This is a genomic window from Shigella sp. FC1567, assembly GCF_001743015.1.
Lineage (GTDB): Bacteria > Pseudomonadota > Gammaproteobacteria > Enterobacterales > Enterobacteriaceae > Escherichia > Escherichia coli.
The window spans coordinates 1-1,127 of record NZ_MIIV01000303.1; the positions used below are offsets into that span (position 1 = coordinate 1).

Below are 1,127 nucleotides of genomic sequence, written 5' to 3' on the forward strand. Positions count from 1 at the left end.
GTGTGCCCCGGCGGGGTGACGTCCGGCCATCCGGTCAATCCGCTGCTCGGTGCAAAGGTCCTTCCCGGTGAAACCGACATCGCCCTGCCCGGCCCGCTGCCGTTCATCCTCTCCCGCACCTACAGCAGTTACCGGACAAAAACGCCCGCGCCGGTGGGGAGCCTCGGCCCCGGCTGGAAAATGCCTGCGGATATCCGCTTACAGCTGCGCGATAACACACTGATACTCAGTGATAACGGCGGCAGAAGCCTGTATTTTGAGCACCTGTTTCCCGGTGAGGACGGTTACAGCCGCAGCGAGTCACTGTGGCTGGTGCGCGGCGGCGTGGCGAAACTGGATGAAGGTCACCGGCTGGCCGCACTCTGGCAGGCGCTGCCGGAAGAACTCCGCTTAAGTCCGCATCGTTATCTGGCGACAAACAGTCCGCAGGGGCCGTGGTGGCTGCTCGGCTGGTGTGAGCGGGTGCCGGAAGCGGATGAGGTGCTGCCTGCGCCGCTGCCGCCGTACCGGGTACTGACCGGGCTGGTGGACCGCTTCGGGCGCACACAGACGTTCCACCGCGAAGCCGCCGGTGAATTCAGCGGCGAAATCACCGGCGTGACGGATGGTGCCGGGCGTCACTTCCAACTGGTACTGACCACGCAGGCGCAGCGGGCAGAAGAAGCCCGGCAGCAGGCCATTTCCGGCGGGACGGAACCGTCCGCTTTTCCTGATACCCTGCCGGGTTACACCGAATATGGCCGGGACAACGGCATCCGTCTGTCTGCCGTGTGGCTGACGCACGACCCGGAATACCCGGAGAATTTACCTGCCGCGCCGCTGGTGCGCTATGGCTGGACGCCGCGCGGCGAACTGGCGGCAGTGTATGACCGCAGCAATACACAGGTGCGTAGCTTTACTTACGATGATAAATACCGGGGCCGGATGGTGGCGCACCGTCACACGGGCCGGCCGGAAATCCGTTACCGTTACGACAGCGACGGGCGGGTGACAGAACAGCTTAACCCGGCAGGCTTAAGCTACACGTATCAGTATGAGAAGGACCGCATCACCATCACCGACAGCCTGAACCGCCGTGAAGTGCTGCACACGCAGGGTGAAGCCGGGCTGAAGCGGGTGGTGAAAAA

Annotated in this window: 1 pseudogene; it reads left to right on the top strand. The window is 63.8% G+C overall.

Annotated features, from left to right (window positions below):
• A pseudogene (gene rhsC / locus BHE85_RS16255) lies at window positions 1-1,127 on the top strand (rhs element protein RhsC); the annotation flags it as partial.